This is a genomic window from Mojavia sp., from assembly GCF_059505145.1.
On record NZ_JCACKA010000074.1, the window covers coordinates 85120 to 105902 of the forward strand.

The 20783-nt window shown below is 41.4% G+C and carries 19 protein-coding genes and 1 tRNA gene; 17 read left to right on the plus strand and 3 right to left on the minus strand.

All coding sequences use genetic code 11. From position 1 onward, the window contains the following. Positions 1-56: 56 nt before the first annotated feature. Together AC5JL8_RS19405 and AC5JL8_RS19410 are read left to right on the plus strand one after the other, a co-directional pair. A complete protein-coding gene (locus AC5JL8_RS19405; protein WP_495881316.1) occupies positions 57-314 on the plus strand; it encodes a peptidoglycan-binding domain-containing protein in 258 nt (85 codons plus the stop codon). Between the two features lie 252 nt (positions 315-566). Then, complete coding sequence (locus tag AC5JL8_RS19410) at positions 567-1124, plus strand: peptidoglycan-binding domain-containing protein (RefSeq protein ID WP_495881317.1); 558 nt, start codon at positions 567-569, stop codon at positions 1122-1124. Between the two features lie 432 nt (positions 1125-1556). On the opposite strand, the gene AC5JL8_RS19415 is transcribed toward AC5JL8_RS19410, so the two are convergent. Both AC5JL8_RS19415 and AC5JL8_RS19420 read right to left on the minus strand, forming a co-directional pair. Further along, positions 1557-3977 (minus strand): sucrose synthase, encoded by a 2421-nt coding sequence (locus AC5JL8_RS19415; protein WP_495881318.1) that lies wholly within the window; start codon positions 3975-3977, stop codon positions 1557-1559. Between the two features lie 1226 nt (positions 3978-5203). Next, positions 5204-5276, minus strand: a tRNA-His gene (locus AC5JL8_RS19420). A gap of 117 nt (positions 5277-5393) precedes the next feature. Between AC5JL8_RS19420 and AC5JL8_RS19425 the strand changes: the two genes are divergently transcribed. From AC5JL8_RS19425 to cobA, 4 genes are all read left to right on the plus strand, one after another. Beyond that, positions 5394-5774: a DUF4359 domain-containing protein gene (locus AC5JL8_RS19425; protein WP_495881678.1), complete on the plus strand. Its 381-nt coding sequence runs from the start codon at positions 5394-5396 to the stop codon at positions 5772-5774. Positions 5775-5849: 75 nt separating this feature from the next. Next, on the plus strand, positions 5850-7232 hold the full coding sequence (locus AC5JL8_RS19430) for a protein kinase domain-containing protein (RefSeq protein WP_495881319.1): 1383 nt from the start codon (positions 5850-5852) through the stop codon (positions 7230-7232). A 53-nt stretch (positions 7233-7285) separates the two neighbouring features. Further along, positions 7286-8008: a sirohydrochlorin chelatase gene (locus AC5JL8_RS19435; RefSeq protein ID WP_495881320.1), complete on the plus strand. Its 723-nt coding sequence runs from the start codon at positions 7286-7288 to the stop codon at positions 8006-8008. Beyond that, positions 8005-8784, plus strand: a complete 780-nt coding sequence (cobA, locus tag AC5JL8_RS19440; RefSeq protein ID WP_495881321.1) for a uroporphyrinogen-III C-methyltransferase — start codon at positions 8005-8007, stop codon at positions 8782-8784. The genes AC5JL8_RS19435 and cobA overlap by 4 nt, the downstream gene beginning before the upstream one ends. Positions 8785-8817: 33 nt before the next feature. Here cobA and AC5JL8_RS19445 read toward each other — a convergent pair whose 3' ends face one another. Beyond that, on the minus strand, positions 8818-9945 hold the full coding sequence (locus AC5JL8_RS19445; protein ID WP_495881322.1) for a response regulator: 1128 nt from the start codon (positions 9943-9945) through the stop codon (positions 8818-8820). A 1464-nt stretch (positions 9946-11409) separates the two neighbouring features. Between AC5JL8_RS19445 and AC5JL8_RS19450 the strand changes: the two genes are divergently transcribed. The 11 genes from AC5JL8_RS19450 to cpcG4 all read left to right on the plus strand — a co-directional run bounded on the left by AC5JL8_RS19450 (position 11410) and on the right by cpcG4 (position 20742). Then, positions 11410-12105 (plus strand): Uma2 family endonuclease, encoded by a 696-nt coding sequence (locus AC5JL8_RS19450; protein WP_495881323.1) that lies wholly within the window; start codon positions 11410-11412, stop codon positions 12103-12105. Positions 12106-12112: 7 nt separating this feature from the next. Further along, the gene (locus AC5JL8_RS19455; RefSeq protein WP_495881324.1) at positions 12113-13051 is read left to right on the plus strand and encodes an RluA family pseudouridine synthase; all 939 of its coding nucleotides are present in this window, start codon (positions 12113-12115) and stop codon (positions 13049-13051) included. Positions 13052-14180: 1129 nt separating this feature from the next. Next, a complete protein-coding gene (gene cpcB / locus AC5JL8_RS19460; RefSeq protein ID WP_495881325.1) occupies positions 14181-14702 on the plus strand; it encodes a C-phycocyanin subunit beta in 522 nt (173 codons plus the stop codon). Between the two features lie 78 nt (positions 14703-14780). Next, complete coding sequence (gene cpcA, locus AC5JL8_RS19465) at positions 14781-15269, plus strand: C-phycocyanin subunit alpha (protein ID WP_495881326.1); 489 nt, start codon at positions 14781-14783, stop codon at positions 15267-15269. Positions 15270-15426: 157 nt separating this feature from the next. Further along, complete coding sequence (locus tag AC5JL8_RS19470) at positions 15427-16287, plus strand: phycobilisome rod-core linker polypeptide (RefSeq protein ID WP_495881327.1); 861 nt, start codon at positions 15427-15429, stop codon at positions 16285-16287. A gap of 99 nt (positions 16288-16386) precedes the next feature. Beyond that, positions 16387-16632, plus strand: coding sequence for a rod-capping linker protein CpcD (cpcD, locus tag AC5JL8_RS19475; protein ID WP_495881328.1), 246 nt, complete (start codon positions 16387-16389; stop codon positions 16630-16632). 10 nt (positions 16633-16642) lie between these two features. Further along, the gene (cpcE, locus tag AC5JL8_RS19480) at positions 16643-17473 is read left to right on the plus strand and encodes a C-phycocyanin alpha-cysteine-84 phycocyanobilin lyase subunit CpcE (protein ID WP_495881329.1); all 831 of its coding nucleotides are present in this window, start codon (positions 16643-16645) and stop codon (positions 17471-17473) included. Between the two features lie 80 nt (positions 17474-17553). Next, a complete protein-coding gene (gene cpcF / locus AC5JL8_RS19485; RefSeq protein WP_495881330.1) occupies positions 17554-18153 on the plus strand; it encodes a C-phycocyanin alpha-cysteine-84 phycocyanobilin lyase subunit CpcF in 600 nt (199 codons plus the stop codon). 40 nt (positions 18154-18193) lie between these two features. Next, positions 18194-19033: a phycobilisome rod-core linker protein CpcG1 gene (gene cpcG1, locus AC5JL8_RS19490; RefSeq protein WP_495881331.1), complete on the plus strand. Its 840-nt coding sequence runs from the start codon at positions 18194-18196 to the stop codon at positions 19031-19033. 82 nt (positions 19034-19115) lie between these two features. Next, a complete protein-coding gene (cpcG2, locus tag AC5JL8_RS19495) occupies positions 19116-19859 on the plus strand; it encodes a phycobilisome rod-core linker protein CpcG2 (protein WP_495881332.1) in 744 nt (247 codons plus the stop codon). A 115-nt stretch (positions 19860-19974) separates the two neighbouring features. Then, positions 19975-20742, plus strand: coding sequence for a phycobilisome rod-core linker protein CpcG4 (gene cpcG4 / locus AC5JL8_RS19500; protein WP_495881333.1), 768 nt, complete (start codon positions 19975-19977; stop codon positions 20740-20742). The last annotated feature ends 41 nt before the right edge of the window (positions 20743-20783 follow it).

Genomic DNA, 20783 nt, shown 5'->3' on the forward strand with positions numbered 1-20783 from the left:
AATATCTGCCCAAGCAAGTACAGCAATAGTTAGTTTTTCACAATTACTCAACAACTATGGAAACACCTACAAATCAATCACAGTCTTTAAACGCACGAGCAAAATCCAACCCCAGTCTGCCTAATCTGCGTTTTGGCGATTCCGGTGATGCCGTTAGAGTGTTACAGAAATTACTACTAAATAATCGCTATCCTGTTAAAGTTGATGGGGTTTTTGGTGCGTTAACAGAAACTGCCGTTAAAGCTTTTCAGAGCCAGCGAAATTTAGTTGCAGATGGAGTAGTGGGAACTCGGACTTGGCGCGAGTTAGCATAACAGAAAATCGAACTTTTTGCCACCCACTTAGGCAGGTTTTAGCTGTATAGTTGCAATTTCTTAACGCTGAGTTGGCGTTAACTTGATACCAATAAATAATGTTGTATTATTACCACATTTTGTATCCAAACAGTGACTTTTTTACTGTTGCAAATTGTTCTATATTTTTTTTCATTTATTGGTATGTATTATTCCGGAGTAGCCTGAATTTGGGATGTCAAAAGAAATAGTGGTGTTAGTAAATAAACCATAATGAGTGAAATTGGCCTGCTGATGACGGGCATGTTAACAACAGGGCAAGCATCTGTACCCAATTTGCCAAAACAGCAACAGCTTCATTTGGCAAATGGTGTGCAAGAGTCGATACAAAGTCATTTACCTCAGGTAGTTTCAACTGCTCAAATCACACCTCCAGAATTTATGCAGGCAGATGGGACTTCCCCAGACACTGCGTCAAGCGTCTTAAAGAAAGACAAACTACTTAAACAAATCCACAAAAAGCTTTCCTCTCCAAGCTCCTCTAGCTTAGACCAAAACAACCATTCTCAGTTCTTAATGGCAGACGGTGTTAGGGTTGCAACACGATCACAAAAGTTCAACAGTCAACCAATGCCACTTCTGCGTTTTGGTAGCTCAGGTATTGCTGTGAGAGTTTTGCAACGGCTGTTGGTATCTAACGGCTATAGGATGCGGGTTGATGGAGTTTTTGGCCCACTGACAGAGACTGCTGTTAAAGCATTTCAATATCGGCAGAGTTTAGCAGTGGATGGAATTGTTGGTCAAAAAACTTGGTATCAGTTGTCAATTTAATTAAGCACTTGGTCAGAAATAATTACACAAAGGGGAAGGTTTTAGAAACGTCAAGATAGAAGTTGCTACAGACTGCGCGAAACACGGAAACGTCAAGGCAGAAGCTCTTACAGGGAAGACGGAAGTTGCTACAGACTGCGCGAAACACGGAAACGTCGAGGCGGAAGCTCTTACAGGGAAGACGGAAGTTGCTACAGCCTGCGCGAAACACGGAAACGTCAAGGCAGAAGCTCTTACAGGGAAGACGGAAGTTGCTACAGACTGCGCGGAACACGGAAACGTCGAGGCGGAAGTTGCTACAGCGAAGACAGAAACAGTGTCGCCCCAGTAGCGCAACGCACCATCCTGGATTTTTGATGCGTTATGGCGTTCCGTGCATAACGCACCCTAACGAATGCAAACCTATGTGAGTCGAACTTAGATGGTTGGCTCTTAGCGATACTTATGTTGCTCCAATAATTGTTGTGCCCTCGGCTTATAAATTAAATAGAACAAAGCCTCTATGTAGCGCAACAAATCTTCTCGATTTTCCTGTGAAGTGAAGTTCCAAAAGCCATAAATTTTCGCTAAAGATAGAAGCTTGGTAGTGTGAATTTTCCAAGTATAGGTGCTGTAAACGCGCTCAATTCCTTTTTGCGAAATTTCGTTCCAGTAGTTAGGATTTTGTTCGCATTTGGTTACAAAATCCACAATTTTAGTTGCTACCTCGTCTAAAACTGTTGGGTTAATATAAAAACCATTCACCTGATCTTGAATAATTTCTAGAGGCCCACCAAATTGTGTAGCGAAAGTTGGTAATCCTGAAATCATTGCTTCCAAAATAGTCAAACCAAAAGCTTCAAATAAGGCTGGTTGTACGAATATTCCTTGGCGGTCGGCAATGACTCGGTAGATTTCACCTGAATCACTTTTTGATAAACGTACACCTAGCCAGCGAAACTTACCATGAAGATTGTACTCGTCAATTATGTGGTAAAGTTTGACAATTTCATCCCGCTCTTCGTTGTCGTCTGATTCTTCGACACGCAACTTACCTGCTACTAAAATTAAGTTGCAATGCTCTTGTAAGTCTTTACTTCTACCAAAACATTCAGCTAAACCAGTGAGGTTTTTAATCCGATCAAGACGTGCCATTGAGAAGAGAGGACGCTTGTTGGGATCGTCGAGTTTACCTAAGATGTGGGCAGGGTCATCTAGAGTGAAAAGCATTTCTGCAATTCGATGGCGATCGCTCTCCACTCTGTCTTGTTCACGGGTGTAGGGGAAATAGTAATTCTCGTTCACCCCAGGTGGCACCACATTAAATTTAGGACTAAATAATTCTACCCCATTAACTACATGGTACAAATCGGGCATGGTGAAGCACTTGTAAGATTCATACTGCCCTACACTATCCGGTGTTCCTACAATTTCTTGGTATGTGCTGCTAACGATGAAATTGGCAGCATTCATTGCAATTAAATCAGCAGTAAATTGTAAGGAGAAATGATATTTCTCTTCCAAATCATTCCAGTACAAGTTACTGAACAAATATTTAGATTTTTCCAAAGCATGGGCAATGTTGCACTGGGTAACTTTCATGCGCCGTGCTAGCAAAAATGCTACTAAGTTACCATCAGAATAGTTACCAACAATCAAGTCAGGTCTGCCTTGAAATTCTGCCAGTAACTCTTTTTCTGCGTCAATCGCATAAGATTCTAAGTAAGGCCAAAACTCAAACCGCGAAATCCAGTTTTGAGTCATGTTGGGATTGAATTCCCGCAAAGCTACTCGCAAAATCCAAGCATTTTCTGTGCCGTGGACTTTTTCTAACCGTTGGTTACAAAGTGTACCATCACTATTGGGGATCAGCCGACTGAGAATAATTACCTTTGGCTGAACGTTGAGATTCTCTAACCCAGCTAAGATGACATCTTCTTGTAGCTGCTTTTCTAGAGACCTCGCCTGATCTAAAACATAAACCACCTGTCCACCAGTATCAGGACGCCCTAACACTCCCTCTTGCCCAAACCAACCGTGGGCAGATACTAGGACGATTCTAAAAATCATCGGGACGCGAGAGATAAAAGCTTCTAGAGCCTGGGGATCAGGAGAATCAATCAATTCATCAAGAATATTCAAGGTTTCTTGGACGCGCCCGGCTGTGTTACCCCAACCCGGTTCAAAACCCATTGATTGCAAAGAAAATCGGAATTGTTCATAGGGTTCATCGCTGGGGCGATCGCTCACAAAGGCTAGAGCTTTCTTAACTTGCGCGGAAAGTTGCTGCTGTGATTGAATGCGATCGTTGATCAGCAGTTGAACACCGTTATATTGATGCAGGCGTAAGAAAACAAATAAGCTTTCTAACCACTGTTTGGAGTCTTGTAATAATTTGCTCGATAGATAACGGTTAAGAAACTGGACTCCCTTGCCAATATTTTTCGGGTCACGAATTGTTGGAGAGTAGTCATAGAAGGGGCCAAAATCAAGTTCTAGCAAATCACCCTCAGAAGGATGAAATCTGTTGACTAGGCGATCGCGCACATCCAACAGTTCTTGCACAGTCATCTGTTCTACACTTAAGTCCGCTGTCAGTCGATAAACTTCTTGACTAGCAATCTTAGGACGAATAATAAAACAGAGATTTGATTCTTCTTGAATAATTTCCTGAGTATAGTAAATTAGTTTGCCTAAATGAGAAGCATCGGAAAACTTTTCAGATTTCTGGTATTTAGAACAATATTCCTTATATAAATTAACTATATCGTTACGCAATAAGTATTTCTTATCTTGCTGGCGCAACTCGCTTATAAAAGAACGCAAATCACTTTTTTCTTCACTCTCTAGAACTGTTTGGATCAATTCAGACATAGCAACTCCAAAAGCTGATTTTATATTTTTGACTTCCAGGGCAAAGTTAGATGCTACCCTGTTGTTGAATCGTTTAGAAACACGACTTTTGACTATACAGCCAGTCTTCTCCAGACTACTAACCAAATCGTCTTCACTTTACTTAAAGTATCTGTAACTCAGTATTTTTGACTCTAACTAAAGGAATAGAATTTTGCATACTTTTTGTAGATGTCGTGTCTGTAAGCTATTCTGCGTCAAGCTTTAGGACTCTTTTTAATTTTCCTAATAAATTAGTTTCAAGCTAACGAGTGTGTAATCGAGAGTAGTTTTAGAGTTAGCTTCTATCTCTGAAGTTTAATTTATTGTTTCATAACTCAATGTATGTTGTATATCCGCTATCAACTCAGTAAAGTTTTATCAGATAAGATTGGTAAGGTTGATTTTGCTATTAAGGTAAATATCAGCTATTTTTACGACTGATTAGACTGGAAACATTGAGAAATGTATAAAAGCAAGGTTAACTTGAAATTAACAGTTCAATCAACAAAAGTTAATTTCATAGTTTTAAGATATGGTAATTAATTTAAAATTAAATAAACTAAAATTAACTTTTAATTTGGAAAGGGACAATATCAATCTAATCTAGCTATAATTGCATCAAAACTAATTTGCACAGGGTCGATTACTATGGCTGATAATACACAAAAGCTAGCGAGTTCAGACCACAGCGTAGGCAATATTCTAATTATCTCTTTGCTGACCTTCTGTGGACTAACTTTCATATTTCTTCTAGGCCTTTTCTAAAATTTGACCGTGAATTTAAAACTTCATGTGGAAGTAGATTAACTATCCAGCTATATCTGCTTCCACTATTGTTTGATGGCTTTTGAATAATTGGGAAAGTTAGCCTAGTTTATTGGGGCTTTGCTAACGTTTTATATTTATTTGTTAAATTTATAAATATTCATAAAAAATGCTACCTTGGTAATAAAAATACCAATTACCAACCTTATTAGTTATAAATGTAAGGCTAGAAAATCTTGATTCCCATCTATGAAGTAATTTTACTTACATACAACAAATTATCTATAAGATAAACTAATAAAATAGGAATCTTGTTTTATTCACTCAGCCAATCGAATTCTGAGTGATAGATTCTTGCTAGGTAAAAGATATTAGTATTCGTAATAAAAATACAGTGTCTCACCGAATGAGTCAGAATGTATTACTCTATATTAAAAAAGGGCGAACGATGGGACTCGAACCCACGAATGGTGGTACCACAAACCACTGCCTTAACCACTTGGCTACGCTCGCCATTGACTATTTGATTATAACACTTCTCTGCTGATTTGAACCAGAGATTTTTTGTTCCAGGAACGGACTCAATTAATTAACAGTCTAATGACTAAAACAAATCATCAGCCGATCGACATGAGACCACTAACGATTATCACATATTTAGGAGCAGTAGGGCTAGCTGCATTGGGGCTAACAATGGCGAATACAAACCCTACTCAGGCTGAATATGAAGATTATGCAGTGCAACAGCTAACAGCATATTTAAGCACCGATGTTTGTAAGAAAACTAAGGGTATTATAGAAAATTTGCTACATATAAACTGCGAAAAAGTGCTGAAGTCGGCTAACCCGCATATGCGAGAAATTATTGCCGGGACGACGGAAAGACAAAATTTTATGATTTTTAGTGTTTACCGTACAGATTTAACACTAAATTCTTTGATACCTGCTTACAAATTTGAGACAGTAGGAGCATTTAATAACTTTTATACTTATTCTGCTGAACAGCAATAGAGCAAGGTACTAGGGGAGATTGGTAAATAAATTGGGAATACTTATAGGTAAACCCAGGTAAAGCTCTACCTTTTGATGAAACTCTGCCCAAACATTAGCTGTTTGTATCCACACAACTCAGACACAGCTCGATTTTGTATTAGATGTGGTAAACAATTATTGCTCAAAGACCGCTATCACTTGCTGCATATCATTGGACGTGGTGGCTTTGGCATGACTTTTTTGGCTGTGGATGAACACCTTCCCTCCAAAACTAGGTGCGTCATCAAACAATTCTGTTTTTCAGAAAAAAATGGAGAAAGTTCTCAAAAGGCAGTGGAATTATTTCGCCAGGAAGCAGTCCGCCTCAGAGACTTGCAGCATCCCCAAATACCCCAACTGCTGGGGTACTTTGAACAAGAAAATCAGTTGTATTTAGTACAAGAATTAATTGCGGGACAGACGCTAGCGGAGGAATTGCAACAGCAAGGAGTTTTTCAGGAAACGCAAATTTGGGAACTCCTAAAAGATTTATTACCAGCGCTGCAATTTATCCATGTCCGACAAGTTATCCACCGAGACATTAAGCCAGCCAATATTATGCGTAGATCCTCTGTGACCGGAACTGGGACGGATCTAGTTTTGATTGACTTTGGAGTTGCTAAACACATCACTGCGACAGCTTTGCTACGCACGGGTACTACAGTTGGAAGTCCAGAATATATGGCTCCTGAACAAATGCGGGGTAAAGCCTTACCAGCTAGCGATCTCTACAGTTTAGGAGTGTGTTGTATTCACTTATTAACGGGGATTTCTCCGTTTGATTTATTTGATGTGACTAGCGATCGCTGGGTGTGGCATGATTATTTGCCAAGTAAGGATAAAGTCAGCGATCGCCTTCATGCTATTCTCGACAAACTCCTACAAAATGCCCTTTCTCAACGTTACAAATCTGCCGCCGAAGCTCTACAAGCGTTAAACTCTGCGTTAAAACTTAATTATTCCCAGCCTATTCAGCAAAAACCACTTCATACCTTAATTTCTGCGACGGGAGTTGATTACCATCATTTGCGCGATTTACTCGCCGCCAGACAATGGCAATCAGCAGATCAAGAAACTTGGGCATTGATGTGTCAAGCACTTTCAAAACCCAGCGGTAGCTATCTTTTTACTACTGATATTGAGAAGTTGCCTTGTGAGGATTTGAACACAATTGATCAATTATGGGTCAAATACAGTAAAGGGCGTTTTGGGTTCAGCGTGCAGAAGCAAATTTACGAAAGCGTTGACGAGGACTATGGCAAATTCTGCGCTGTCATTGACTGGAATACCTACAATTTCGGTTCTTCTAATAATAGATATGATTTTAGTTGTTCAGCTCCTGTGGGACACCTACCCACGCGTAGTTGGGCCGGTGGTACTCAGTGGTGGCGACACGCCAGAGCTTTAGCCTCAAAGCTGGCAGTCTGTTACCATTAACTTAATATTCAGTAATATTCTCAATATAGCCACTAAGAGTTAAATCGTTATTCATGCCATCTGCGTATCTGCTGGTATCCCACGGAAGTCGTGATCCCCGCCCAGAAATTGCTATGCAGCAGCTAGCAGGGTTGATATCTGACAAACTACAAAGCAAAAACAAGCCAGAAAAGCTGGTAAGCATAGGCTATTTGGAACTGAGTCCTGAACCGTTGCATGAGCAGATCAAAAAATTTGCTGAAAGTGCTTTTGCTTGTGGATGCAATTGCCTCAAGGTGATACCGCTATTTCTGCTACCGGGAGTCCATGTGATGAAAGACATTCCTGATGAAGTAGCTCTGGCTCAACAGGCTCTTGGTCAGGATATTATAATTGACCTACAACCATACTTAGGCAGCGATCCCAGTTTAAGAGGCTTACTCGCAAAGCAAATAACTGGACAAAATAAACAAGCATGGATTTTGTTAGCTCATGGTAGCCGTCGCCCTGGTTCTCAACAGCCAGTAGAAGCTATGGCAGCAAGTATAGGAGCAGTGGCAGCTTATTGGTCTATAGCTCCTAGTTTAGAATCACAAGTTAAAGAGTTAATTGCTATCGGCAAGCGTGAAATTGCAATTTTGCCATATTTTTTATTCGCTGGGGGCATAACCGATGCGATCGCTCAGTCAGTAGAAACGCTAAAATTACAGTTTCCTCTCGTGCGTTTTTATTTGGCTGAACCTTTGGGAGCAAGTGCAGAATTAGCCGAGCTGATTTGGGATTTGATAGACACATGAACCGCACAGAAACACAGGAGAGCAAGTTTTTGGGAAAGGTTTATTTAATAGGTGCGGGGCCAGGAGATCCAGGATTAATGACCCTCAAGGGGAAGGGTTTGCTGGGCTGTGCCGATGTGGTCATCTACGATGCTTTGGTGAGTCCGGCAATTCTGGATATGATTAATCCGCAAGCAGAGCAAATAAATGCAGGTAAGCGGATGGGGCGACATTCCCTGCTGCAAGAAGCCACAACCCAACTGCTAATTGAGAAGGCGCAAGAACACACAATAGTAGTACGTCTCAAAGGTGGTGACCCGTTCATCTTTGGTCGTGGTGGCGAAGAAATGGAAGAATTGGTAAAAGCGGGAATTGCAGTGGAAGTTGTGCCAGGTATTACATCAGGGATTGCAGCAGCAGCCTATGCAGGCATTCCGTTAACGCATCGCTTATATAGTTCGTCAGTGACTTTTGTGACTGGACATGAGGCGGCTGGTAAGTACAAACCGAAAGTAAATTGGGGTGCGATCGCCCACGGTTCCGAAACAATTGTAATTTACATGGGAATTCACAATTTACCTTATATTGTGGAGCAGTTAAGTGCGGCTGGCTTGAGTCTAGAAACACCAATTGCTTTAGTGCGTTGGGGTACAAGACCAGACCAGGAAGAATTAATTGGAAAATTGGAGACAATTGTCGCGCAAGTAGAAGAAACTGGGTTTGATGCACCAGCGATCGCGGTAATTGGTTCTGTAGTAAATATGCATAGTATTTTATCTGGCTGCCGTCCAGTTTAAGGCTTCGGGCACAACTAAATAGGTATTAGAAAATTAAACTATGTGTTGAAAGATAATCTTCAATAAATCTCCTTGCGTAAAAGGCTTAGTCAAATAACCCGATGCTTTGACCATCTTGGCTTTTGCTTTATCTATCAACCCAGTTTTTCCTGACACCATAATCACTGGTGTATTTTTAAAATATGAATGCTTACGCAATAAAGAACATAGTTCATACCCATCTAAATTTGGCATTGAAATGTCCAATAAAATTAAGTCGGGTTTAGTGCGGAGAATTTCCATTAAAGCTTTTAAGGAATCTGTAACACCTGCTACAGAAAATATTTGCTCATCTAAATAACTTTTGATAGCATTCAACACGCTTGGACTATCATCAATGCAAAAGATAGTGTATGTTTTTCTGCCAGCTGATGCTGAGGAAACTTGCTGACGAATATTTTCAGCATTTCTACTATGGTTAGGTCGGTTATTAGAGTATTCTACAACCTGATTACTCTTATTAGTACCGGGTTTGGGCGATGGTGGAATTGTTATTGGAGGTAGTGATGGACTTTTACGTGCATGTGACTCTTGGCTTTGAGAAGCTGGCGACTGGGCATTATTTTTAGGTTGCGATGTCTCACAATAAGCAGCTTTACCTTGATACTTTTGGCACTTTTCAACTAGTAAGCGCAGATTCAGATAACAGAACTTGGGCATGTCATCAAGAAAGCTTTCTCGAATAAATTCATAACTTCCTTCTTCCAAGCTCAAAAATGATTCTAGGGCTTCTAGTGCCAACTGTTCTATCAGTATCCCTGCTTGCGAGGAACTAATATATTTTTGATTAACTAACCAGCAAATTGCTAGATAATCTGGATTGGGTATTGCCTGATGATCGATACCAGTTTCAAATATTGCCCGCAGTTGTTCATGAATCCCTGTAGGGATGGTAGAGATTTGCTGACTCAAGCGCTGCAAGTTTCTGTAAAGCGGCTCAAACATTTTTTCTGAGTAGCAGGCATAAATCAATCTACCTTCTTCTATATATATTGACCAAGAACCTGAAGTACTAAATACTTGCAAACAACCAGTAACAGATTTATTAGTGATTTTTTTTAAAAGTGATAGGGGTTGTAGTTTCTGAAAAAATCTGTATCTACTAATCGGAAGTGTCTTCATTGGCACGGCTGTAATGTAAAAGCAATATTTGCAATTGAAATTTGTAGAAGCCCCTTCCTAGCATCATAGGGATAAAGTTGGAAGTGCTTTCAAATAAACATAGCGCTTCATACGTAAATGAGGATAGTAACTCTCAACCCTCAACCCCTTAAACCCTGACACACTGTAGTGAATTTAACTGCAACTAGCGCTTAGTAGAAAAGCCATGCTATTACCAAATAGCAGAATGGCTAAACTTGCTGCCAGGAAACAGTATTCCAAAAATCAGATTTACTTTCTGTATCTTTGGCTAATCTAGCTAATCTCACAATAACGCAAGTGCTACAAATAGACTATGACCTCAAACCCCTAGAGGGTGAAAGCTCTACTTACTAGTCAGCTAGCATTTTGCATAGCATAAGATTGTCGCCAGTAAACCTTGACGACTCCAATAAGTTTATGTCTATTTATTGGAACTAAATAAATGTCAAACTTATGATTTTACCCAAGTTAGAGATTGTGGAGCTTCTGTCTACAAACTTGAACAAAATATCACTTATACAACAAGAATGACAAATTGCTAACAAGGGTGAAACAGCTAATCATTTACGCTGTAATAATGTGTGTTTTGCTACAAAAGTAACGATTTTAGCAGAATGTAAGCTTTGATTAGTGCTAGAAGCGAATTATATTGTTATGTAGGGGAATTAGCCTCTATGCACAATGTGAAGTGCTAAATTCTAGAATTTTCAGTAAAATCCAAGAAATATATAGCACTACTAAGCTAGTTCCGAACTCTCCGTTAGCTTTGTCTGTGCGTACCATTAAAGTTTTGATTTTCAAAGCTCATAGGGTCTTTGATGGTGGAAGCAACGACTGGTTTTTCTTCATTTTCTCTAATTTTGGTTTAAACATAGTCCTCTTTTACAAATTGAACGGGATTGCTATAGGATATACCTGAAAATAACAATTTTCATTTAAATGGTACATTTGAAGCAACTTACTAAAATTTAGGTTACTCCAAAAATTACAAAAAGTGAAATAAAATATGTGATTTTTATAATAAATCAATCAAGAAAATATGAAAGCAATTAATTTCAGCTTATAAGAATTTCTCTAAAATATTTGTCTGATTATCCGGATCAACAAAAAATGTACAGTATATTAACTTTGTTTCATTTAAACATACTTATTCCTGAATCAAATATGAAAGATTTTATCATTTTGCATTGCTGGGAAGATTGAAGAACTTAGCTCAACTTTGTTCAAACGAAAGAAGACAACCGACTAGCAAAATTTGTGGCATGGTGGAGATTGAGCAAGCACAGCGCGCTACGCGATCGCATTCTCAACAATACTGTAGCGATCGCAGGCATATATATAGTATAATTACTTACTTTTTGTGCTAAATAGTTCTATTACTTATTCTCTATGTCAGCTATTCGTTAGAATTAGCAATGCTACCGTCGAATTATTATTACTGCAATGGTTACACAGTTAGAATCTTCCAGCCAAAAACGCATCATCTACCCCGAAAGCGACGGACAGCCAATGGCAGACAACACAAAACAGTTTGAGTTGATTGTACTGATTAAAAAAAACTTGGATTTGTTGTTTGCTAATGACCCTAATGTATTTGTTGCTGGCGATTTACTTTGGTATCCGGTTGAAGGAGACAATTTTTTACGCAGAGCGCCGGATGTAATGGTAGCCTTTGGCAGACCAAAAGGAGATCGAGGTTCTTATCTACAATGGCAAGAAAATAATATTCCTCCGCAAGTAGTATTTGAAATTCTTTCTCCTAGCAATACTGCCAAAGAGATGATTGCGAAATACAAGTTTTATGAACGCTACGGGGTAGAAGAATATTATCTATATGATCCAGAAACAGGTGAGTTAAGCGGTTGGCTACGTTCTGGTAATGAACTAGTAGAAATTCCGCAAATGCTTGGTTGGGTAAGCCCTCGACTTGGTATACGCTTTGAACTATCAAGTGGCGAACTTCAGATTTATCGTCCTGACGGACAGCGGTTTTTGACATATCTAGAACAAGCGCAACAACGGGAACAAGCACAAGCTCAAGCAGAACAAGAACGCCAACGAGCAGAACAAGCACAAAATCAACTAGAAGCACTCCGCGCTTTACTTCAAGAAAAGGGAATTAATCCAGAGGAACTGTAAATCCCTGATGCTGACCGACATTAATTTAGAAGTCCACGAAAAAAGCGATCGCCTTGATCGCTACCTTTCCCAAGAATTACCAGATTTATCTCGTTCTCGTATTCAACAGTTAATTGAACAGGGTAAAGTTCAAATTAATGGTGAAGTCTGCACATCTAAAAAAATTAATCTTAAAGCAGGCGATCGCATCACTCTAGAAATACCAGAAGCGCAACCTTTAGAACTGCAAGCAGAAAATATTCCTTTAGATATTCTCTATGAAGATGACCAGTTACTCATTCTCAACAAACCCGCAGGTTTAGTTGTTCATCCTGCACCTGGCCACCCAGATGGCACATTAGTTAATGCTTTGTTAGCGCACTGTCCCAACTTACCAGGAATTGGGGGAGTTCAACGTCCAGGGATTGTCCATCGACTAGATAAGGATACAACCGGGGCGATCGCTATTGCCAAAACAGATATTGCCTATCAGCACCTACAAGCACAACTCCAAGCGAAAACTGCACGGCGAGAATATTTAGGTGTAGTTTACGGTGCGCCAAAAGCTGAAAGTGGCATCATAGACTTGCCCATTGGTCGCCATCCACAAGACCGCAAGAAAATGGCAGTTGTCCCCATAGAAAAAGGTGGACGTTCTGCTATTACTCATTGGCAAGTACTAGAACGTTTGGGTAATTACACATTAATTCACTTTCAACTAGAAACTGGACGCACCCATCAAATTCGTGTCCACAGCGCCAAAATTGGACATCCTATTGTCGGCGATCCTGTTTATGGTTCTGGTCGTTCTATAGGGGTAAATTTGCCTGGTCAAGCACTACACGCTTGGCGGCTAAAGTTACAGCATCCTCTATCAGGAAATTTAATTGAGGTGGTAGCTCCCCCTCCTCAAACGTTTCTCACTTTGCTAGAAGTTCTACGACGACGTTCTGTTATTTCTCATTAGATAAATTAAAAATATTGAACAATATTGACTATTTTATTGCTACTTAAACACCATGGATGATTATATTTAATCGCAGTGTTTATCTATTACCAAAAACCCAAATTTATTTACAAATAAAATTGGAAACAGAGCGTTTGTAGAGATGAGTAGTTTAGTCGCAGAACGGCTAGCAATTTAGAGATGAAGTCGGCAGAAAAGTTGAGTTGCGTCCGAATTGAAGCGAAGATAATTCACCAGGTGTGATCTGAACTGCCTACGAGCGCTTTGCCCAAGAAAAGCTAGTTTGGAGAGCATTGCATACTGCTGTGGTATCTCTACAGAAAATCGCTACACCAGAGGCTCAGGTAGCCTTACAACGAGCGAGCGCCCACGAAGCAGATAAAGTGTCCGCTCTCAGATTGGTTGTGCCTTAGAGGTTTTAATGAAATAACACTCAGTTAACAGCTAAGGTAGCTGTGGAGAAGTTTTCAACCAATATTGCCCCGCGTCGGACTTTTAGCTACTGGCTTTGCATAAAGTAAAGTAATTGTCAACAAACTTTCGCTTCTTCATCTACCCCCCTATTTAGAAAAGAATTACAGCTACTCACAACAATGTTAAGAAAGTTAAAGTTTATGTTTCTTAACAAATTTGCTCTCAAGAGCAAATGCTAAATCAAACTGCAATAACTTGTATTTTCAGGGTTTTCGGAAAAATTAAAAAAATATAAAACTAGAATATTTTTCTAGTTTATGGGCAAATTATAAAGTTATGTAACGAAAATATTTAACTTTTCTCAGGCACAGCCCTTATATGTAAAGGATTTGAGGCTTATCTTATTCATGCATCTTATTTATTCATAATTTGTAACAAATAAAGGATCTATAGCGTTGTATAAACATAAGCTGGAGGGGTTAAATAACAGACAAAAGTTAAACAAGGTAATCAATTCACAAGGTTTGCCAGCTTCTCATAAAATCACCCCAGATTCTCATAATTTCTCGTTCATGTAGTAGCAAGTAAATGTGAGACCAATTTGAGAAACAGTTTGCTCTTAAGTCTGTTGTGAACCATTCCACTGATTGAGCGATAAGACATTACCCGTTTTAATCAAAACATCTCTCGACTAAGTAATTAGGAGATTAAGTCCATGACATTAGACGTATTCGCCAAGGTGGTTTCTCAAGCTGATGCCAGAGGAGAATTCCTGAGCAACGAACAGCTAGATGCTTTAACCGAAGTAGTCAAAGCAGGCAACAAGCGCTTGGATGTTGTCAACCGCATCACCAGCAATGCTTCTGCTATTGTCACCAACGCTGCTCGTAGCTTGTTTGAAGAGCAGCCCCAACTGATTGCTCCTGGCGGTAACGCTTACACCAACCGTCGTATGGCTGCTTGTCTCCGCGATATGGAAATCATCTTGCGCTACGTTACCTATGCTGCATTGGCTGGTGATGCAAGCGTCCTTGATGACCGTTGCTTGAACGGCTTACGTGAAACCTACCAAGCTTTGGGTACTCCCGGTTCTTCTGTTGCAGTTGGCGTTCAGAAGATGAAAGATGCAGCAATCTCTATTGTTAACGATCCCAACGGTATCAGCAAGGGTGATTGCAGTTCACTAGTTTCTGAATTGGCTAGCTACTTTGATCGTGCTGCTGCTGCTGTTGCTTAATAAGCAATAAACAACCCAGAGTCAACAAATAAAGCTCTCCCAGCGAGAAATTAAGAAACAACAAGGAGATATTAAACGATGAAGACACCTATTACCGAAGCAATCGCAGCTGCTGATACCCAAGGACGTTTCCTGAGCAACACCGAACTGCAAGCCGTTAACGGTCGTTTTGTACGTGCTGTTGCCAGCATGGAAGCAGCTCGTGCTTTGACCTCCAACGCTCAAAGATTGATTGACGGCGCAACCCAAGCCGTTTACCAAAAATACCCCTACACCACCCAAACACAAGGTAATCAATTCGCTGCTGACAGCCGTGGTAAGTCCAAGTGTTCTCGTGACGTTGGTCACTACCTACGGATCATCACCTACAGCTTAATTGCTGGTGGTACAGGTCCTTTGGATGAATACTTAATTGCTGGCTTGGCTGAAATCAACAGTGCTTTTGATTTGTCTCCCAGCTGGTACGTAGAAGCTCTGAAGAACATCAAAGCCAACCATGGTTTGAGTGGTCAAGCTGCTAACGAAGCTAACACCTACATTGACTACGCAATCAACGCTCTCAGCTAGATAGCGTTATGCCCGGAGAGGGGTGCAGTTGCTAGATGGAATCACCTAGCAGTTGGATCTCGCCCCGGGCATCGTTTTATGTAGAGATAGATAAAAAGCTTTAGCAAAGCAAGCATTCGGCAAGAGCCGGAATGCCAATAAATAGGGGGAAATTTAAATGGCTATTACAGCAGCAGCATCCAGACTAGGAACGGAAGCTTTTAGTCAAGCAAGTCGAATCGAGCTTCGCCCCAGTGCTAGCAGAGAAGAAGTAGAATTAGTTATCCGTGCCGTTTATCGGCAAGTTTTGGGTAATGACTATTTAATGGCATCGGAACGCCTTGTAAGTGCAGAATCACTCTTGCGAGATGGCAACCTGACAGTACGGGAGTTTGTACGTAGAGTCGCCAAGTCAGAACTTTACAAACAGAAGTTTTTTTACAACAGTTTTCAAACCCGGTTGATTGAACTCAACTACAAGCATTTGTTAGGTCGCGCTCCCTATGATGAGTCGGAAGTGGTTTATCACTTAGACTTGTACCAAAACAAAGGGTATGATGCCGAAATCGACTCCTACATTGATTCTGTAGAGTATCAAAACAACTTCGGCGACAATGTTGTGCCTTATTATCGTGGTTTTGAAATCCAGCCAGGGCAAAAAACTGTAGGCTTTACCAGAATGTTCCGCTTGTACCGTGGTTATGCTAACAGCGACAGCGCTCAGGTAGAAGGAAACAAATCTCGTCTAGCGCGTGAACTAGCAAGCAATAAGGCATCTTCCATTGTCGGCCCATCCGGTAGCAACAATAACTGGAGTTTCCGCGCCTCAGCCGATGTAGCGCCGAAAAAGAACATGGGTAATGCAGTAGGTGCAAGCGATCGCGTATACCGCCTTGAAGTCACAGGAATTCGCGGAGCTGGATATCCTAGCGTTCGCCGCAGCAGCACGGTATTTATTGTACCTTATGAACGGCTTTCGGAAAAGATACAGCAAATTCATCGGCAGGGCGGAAAAATCGCTAGCGTTTCGCCGGCGTAATCGGTAATCGGCTAGTAATTAAAACTTAATGCCCAATTACCAATTACCTCTTAACCTATCCGCATTTATTACCCGACACTAATAGGAGACAGAGAATTAATGTACGGTCAAACTACAGTTGGTACTGGTGGAATTTCTTCAGCTGATAGCCGGATGTTTCGTTACGAAGTTGTAGGCTTACGGCAAAATTCAGAAACCGATAAGAATAAGTACAATATCCGTCGCAGTGGCAGCGTGTTTATCACAGTGCCATATAATCGCATGAACGAGGAAATGCAGCGGATTAACCGCTTGGGCGGTAGAATCGTTGGCATTCATCCGTTGGAGCTTGCTGAACAGAACTAACGCTCTGCTAATGATCGAACCCAGTGAGGAACAAGATTCTGTAGAGAACGCGCCACCGCTGACGCCAGAGCAAGCGCTCGCTAACCTGCAATCATCAGATTTAGGTCTCCGCTATTATGCAGCTTGGTGGCTGGGCAAGTTTCAAGTTAACCAGCCAGCTGCCGTAGATGCTTTAATTGCAGCTTTAGAAGACGAAGCCGACAGAACCGAACTGGGAGGTTATCCTCTACGACGCAATGCGGCAAGAGCATTAGGGAAATTAGGTGATCCGAAAGCTGTACCGGGTTTAATTAAGTGCTTAGAATGCTCCGACTTCTACGTGCGAGAAGCAGCAGCTCAGTCCTTGGAAATGCTGCGCGCTACAACTGCGGCACCAGCACTGATGCAATTGCTAGATGGGGGTGTAGCAGAGGCCGTGCAAATAGTGGGACGTCCCCACTTAACTCAGCCCTATGAAGCGGTGCTAGAAGCCTTAGGAACTATTGGTGCTACTGAAGCTATTTCCTTAATAGAGCCGTTCTTAGAGCATTCAATACCAAGAGTACAGTGCGCCGCTGCTAGAGCAATGTACCAATTGACACAAAATTCAGTCTATGGTGAACGTTTGGTAAAAATTTTGGACGGTACCGATCTGAAATTGCGCCGCGTTGCCTTAGGAGATTTAGGTGCCATAGGTTACATAGCAGCAGCAGATGCGATCGCTCATGCCAAAGTAGAGAATAGCTTTAAACTCATTGCCCTCAAAGGATTGTTAGAGCATCAGCTAGTTGAGGAATTAAAAATACTTTCCTTGTCTGATGAGGCAATTCGGGTAATGAACCTGATGGATTCACTGTTGTAGTCATTGGTTATTGGTCGTTTGTTCTTTGTAAAAAGCAAATGGCTAATGACCGATGACTAATGGCTATTAACTAATGACTGATGACTGATGAACTAATTCGCGCCGTCGCCCTTGCAGACACACCAGCGCGAATGGTGATGGCAGTGCAAAACTTGGCAGCGGCAAAAGATGTAGCGGCGATTCCTACCTTAATTGCCGTTTTTGGTTATAACAACCCAACGGCAGCAGCAGTAGCCGTGGCTGCACTGACGGAGTTAGGAGAAGTAGCTGTGCCGCAGTTATTAACACAAATCGATGATTATAACTATGGCGCACGGGCTTACTCGATTCGCACCTTAGCAGCGATCGCCGACCCCCGCGCCTTAGATGTGTTAATTGATGCTGCTGCCACCGACTTTGCCCCCAGCGTCCGCCGCGCCGCCGCCAAAGGGCTAGGAAGCTTGCATTGGCATAAGCTAGGTTTTCCTGAAAGCCAAACTGCATCACAAAGAGCGCTGGAAACACTACTATTCATTTCCCAAGATCCAGATTGGTCGATTCGTTATGCCGCTGTTGTTGGTTTGCAAGCCCTAGTGAAAATACCTGATTTGCAGCAGCTCATCCGGGCTAGACTCGAAGAGATGCTGGCAACTGATGCTGAGAAAGCTGTTCGTGCCCGTGTACAGCTAGCTCAAGGCTAATAAGTTGTTTTATTTACCATAAAAAAAGGTAAAAGTAAAGATGTCGTTACCACTTCTTGAATATACACCAACTACGCAAAATCAGCGTGTAGAAGGCTACGAAGTTCCTAATGAAGACACGCCGACTATTTATCGATTATCTGATGCAACTTCAGATAAAGATATTGATGCCATTATCTGGGCAGGATATCGGCAAATTTTCAGCGAACACTTAATTATCAAAAGTAATCGCCAGCCTTTCTTAGAATCGCAACTGCGAAATCGAGCAATTAACGTTCGTGATTTTATCCGGGGCTTGGGTAAGTCTGAAGTTTATCGCACACAGGTAGCAGACACAAACTCCAACTACCGTTTAGTTGACATTACTTTAAAACGGTTTTTGGGTCGCGCTGCTTACAACAAAGACGAAGAAATTGCCTGGTCAATTGTGATTGCAACCAAGGGATTGCATGGTTTCATCGATAACTTATTAGACAGTGATGAATACCGTGAGAATTTTGGCGATGATATTGTACCTTTTCAACGCCGTCGCTTCAAAGACCGACCCTTTAACTTAGTTAACCCCCGCTACGGTAGAGACTGGCGCGATCGCTTGAACCTGCAATATCTGGGAGGTCGTTCCTTCTATAAGATTCGCCAATCAGGAAATGTCAGCAAAGAAGAAATTCGTCAGGCAATTCCCAGCAATTTCTTGGCAATGGCAGGGAAAATGCTCACCACCGAACGTAACTACCAACGCACCATCGATTCTGTAACAGCCCAGGTAAGAAATCTCCAAATACCAGACACATCCCGTGAATCTGTTACCACCCAACCAAAGGTGAAACCTACAGCAGTAGCTTTACCTTATCGTTACATACCTAGCAACCCAACAAATTGAGGCATGGCTGATGGGGAATAGGAAATTTCTTTTTCCCAATTAGCAATGACTAATTACCTTTTTACCCGTTGATTAACTAACCATGTCAATCCCCTTACTAGAATACAAACCGAGTTCTCAAAACCAGCGCGTCCCTGGTTACGAAGTGCCTAGTGAAGATACCCCTAGACCTTACCGGATAGAAGACTGCGCTTTTGATAGCGACCTCCAAGAATTAATTTGGGCTGCTTATCGGCAGGTTTTCAGCGAACATGAAATCCTCAAATTTTATCGCCAGACTGATTTAGAATCGCAGTTGAAAAACCGTGCCATCACTGTGCGTGACTTCATCCGGGGCATAGCGAAATCTGATTCGTTCCGGCGTTTGGTAGTAGAGACAAATTCTAACTACCGCATCGTAGAACTTGCCCTCAAAAGACTTTTAGGCCGCGCGCCTTACAACAAAGACGAAGAAATTGCTTGGTCGATTAAAATAGCAACTCAAGGTTGGGGTGGTTTTGTTGATGCTTTAGTTGACTCTGATGAGTACCAAACTAACTTTGGTGAAAATACAGTTCCTTACCAGCGTCGTCGCTTCAAAGATAGACCATTTAATTTGGTAACGCCTCGCTACGGCGACTACTGGCGCGATAAGTTAGAAAGTGGACGTTATAAATGGGGTGATATTAATAACTTCTTGGAAATGGCGAGTTCAATCCCTATCCAGACAGTTAGCTATACACCAGTTAGCACAGCAAACATCACAATTCCCGACACCACAAGAGATACTAGCTCGCAGGGTATTCCCCTTTCCATAAATACCAGCGCTAATTTCCCTATACGGTGAACCGAATGCGGGACAATAAAGAAAGCATGAGTGAAAAGTTTGAGGAATCAAGCCTCTTTAAGTTTCACTAGCTAACTCTTTGTTTAATTTATTTAATTAAGAGGAACAACGCAGCATGGCATTGCCATTACTTCAATACAAACCAAGCAGCCAAAACCATCGAGTTAATAGCTTTGGCACCGCTGACCTGAATGAAGATACACCATATATCTATCGCTTAGAAGATGTCAGCTCTTACACTGATATTGAAAACATAATTTGGGCAAGCTATCGCCAAGTATTCAGCGAACATGAGATTCTAAAATTTAACCGTCAAAAGAATTTTGAATCTCAACTGAAAAATGGCTCACTATCAGTACGGGACTTCATCCGAGGTTTAGCCAAATCTGAGGCTTTCTATCGTTTAGTTGTTTCAGTAAACAACAACTACCGTCTAGTAGACATTACTCTCAAGCGCTTATTAGGCCGTTCTGCTTACAACAAAGAAGAAGAAATTGCTTGGTCAATTGTGATTGGGACTAAGGGTTTTAGCGGCTTTGTTGATGCGATCGTAGATAGCGAAGAGTATACCCAAGCCTTCGGCGACAATACTGTACCCTACCAACGCAAGCGTTTAGAAAGTCGCCCTCACAACTTGGTAACTCCTCGCTACGGCGAAGACTTCCAAGAAAAAGTTGGCACCGTTACCACAGACTGGCGCTTCACCTTGGAGAAATTCTACAGCCGCAAGTTCCAAGAAAAACGCCTTGCAGAAGGCGACCCACGGAAATTCGCGGATGTGGCAGCAGCAATTGGCGCTCAAGGCAACTACGCACAAAGAGTTTCTGCATTTAACATCGATTATCTCAATGCAGTGCCCTACCGTGGTGGTAGCAGACGCTAAAATTTAAAATCTGATTGTTTAAAATTTAATACTGGGTCTAG

What these genes read in the sequence shown, in the direction of transcription:
- AC5JL8_RS19455 (WP_495881324.1), top strand. Translation starts at nt 12,113, where the DNA reads ATGCTGACCGACATTAATTTAGAAGTCCACGAAAAAAGCGATCGCCTT.
- cpcG1 (WP_495881331.1), top strand. Translation starts at nt 18,194, where the DNA reads ATGTCGTTACCACTTCTTGAATATACACCAACTACGCAAAATCAGCGT.
- cpcG4 (WP_495881333.1), top strand. Translation starts at nt 19,975, where the DNA reads ATGGCATTGCCATTACTTCAATACAAACCAAGCAGCCAAAACCATCGA.
- cpcE (WP_495881329.1), top strand. Translation starts at nt 16,643, where the DNA reads ATGATCGAACCCAGTGAGGAACAAGATTCTGTAGAGAACGCGCCACCG.
- AC5JL8_RS19430 (WP_495881319.1), top strand. Translation starts at nt 5,850, where the DNA reads ATGAAACTCTGCCCAAACATTAGCTGTTTGTATCCACACAACTCAGAC.
- AC5JL8_RS19415 (WP_495881318.1), bottom strand. Translation starts at nt 3,977, where the DNA reads ATGTCTGAATTGATCCAAACAGTTCTAGAGAGTGAAGAAAAAAGTGAT.
- AC5JL8_RS19405 (WP_495881316.1), top strand. Translation starts at nt 57, where the DNA reads ATGGAAACACCTACAAATCAATCACAGTCTTTAAACGCACGAGCAAAA.
- AC5JL8_RS19425 (WP_495881678.1), top strand. Translation starts at nt 5,394, where the DNA reads ATGAGACCACTAACGATTATCACATATTTAGGAGCAGTAGGGCTAGCT.
- cpcG2 (WP_495881332.1), top strand. Translation starts at nt 19,116, where the DNA reads ATGTCAATCCCCTTACTAGAATACAAACCGAGTTCTCAAAACCAGCGC.
- cobA (WP_495881321.1), top strand. Translation starts at nt 8,005, where the DNA reads ATGAACCGCACAGAAACACAGGAGAGCAAGTTTTTGGGAAAGGTTTAT.
- cpcA (WP_495881326.1), top strand. Translation starts at nt 14,781, where the DNA reads ATGAAGACACCTATTACCGAAGCAATCGCAGCTGCTGATACCCAAGGA.
- AC5JL8_RS19445 (WP_495881322.1), bottom strand. Translation starts at nt 9,945, where the DNA reads ATGAAGACACTTCCGATTAGTAGATACAGATTTTTTCAGAAACTACAA.
- AC5JL8_RS19410 (WP_495881317.1), top strand. Translation starts at nt 567, where the DNA reads ATGAGTGAAATTGGCCTGCTGATGACGGGCATGTTAACAACAGGGCAA.
- AC5JL8_RS19435 (WP_495881320.1), top strand. Translation starts at nt 7,286, where the DNA reads ATGCCATCTGCGTATCTGCTGGTATCCCACGGAAGTCGTGATCCCCGC.
- AC5JL8_RS19450 (WP_495881323.1), top strand. Translation starts at nt 11,410, where the DNA reads ATGGTTACACAGTTAGAATCTTCCAGCCAAAAACGCATCATCTACCCC.
- cpcF (WP_495881330.1), top strand. Translation starts at nt 17,554, where the DNA reads ATGACTGATGAACTAATTCGCGCCGTCGCCCTTGCAGACACACCAGCG.
- AC5JL8_RS19470 (WP_495881327.1), top strand. Translation starts at nt 15,427, where the DNA reads ATGGCTATTACAGCAGCAGCATCCAGACTAGGAACGGAAGCTTTTAGT.
- cpcD (WP_495881328.1), top strand. Translation starts at nt 16,387, where the DNA reads ATGTACGGTCAAACTACAGTTGGTACTGGTGGAATTTCTTCAGCTGAT.
- cpcB (WP_495881325.1), top strand. Translation starts at nt 14,181, where the DNA reads ATGACATTAGACGTATTCGCCAAGGTGGTTTCTCAAGCTGATGCCAGA.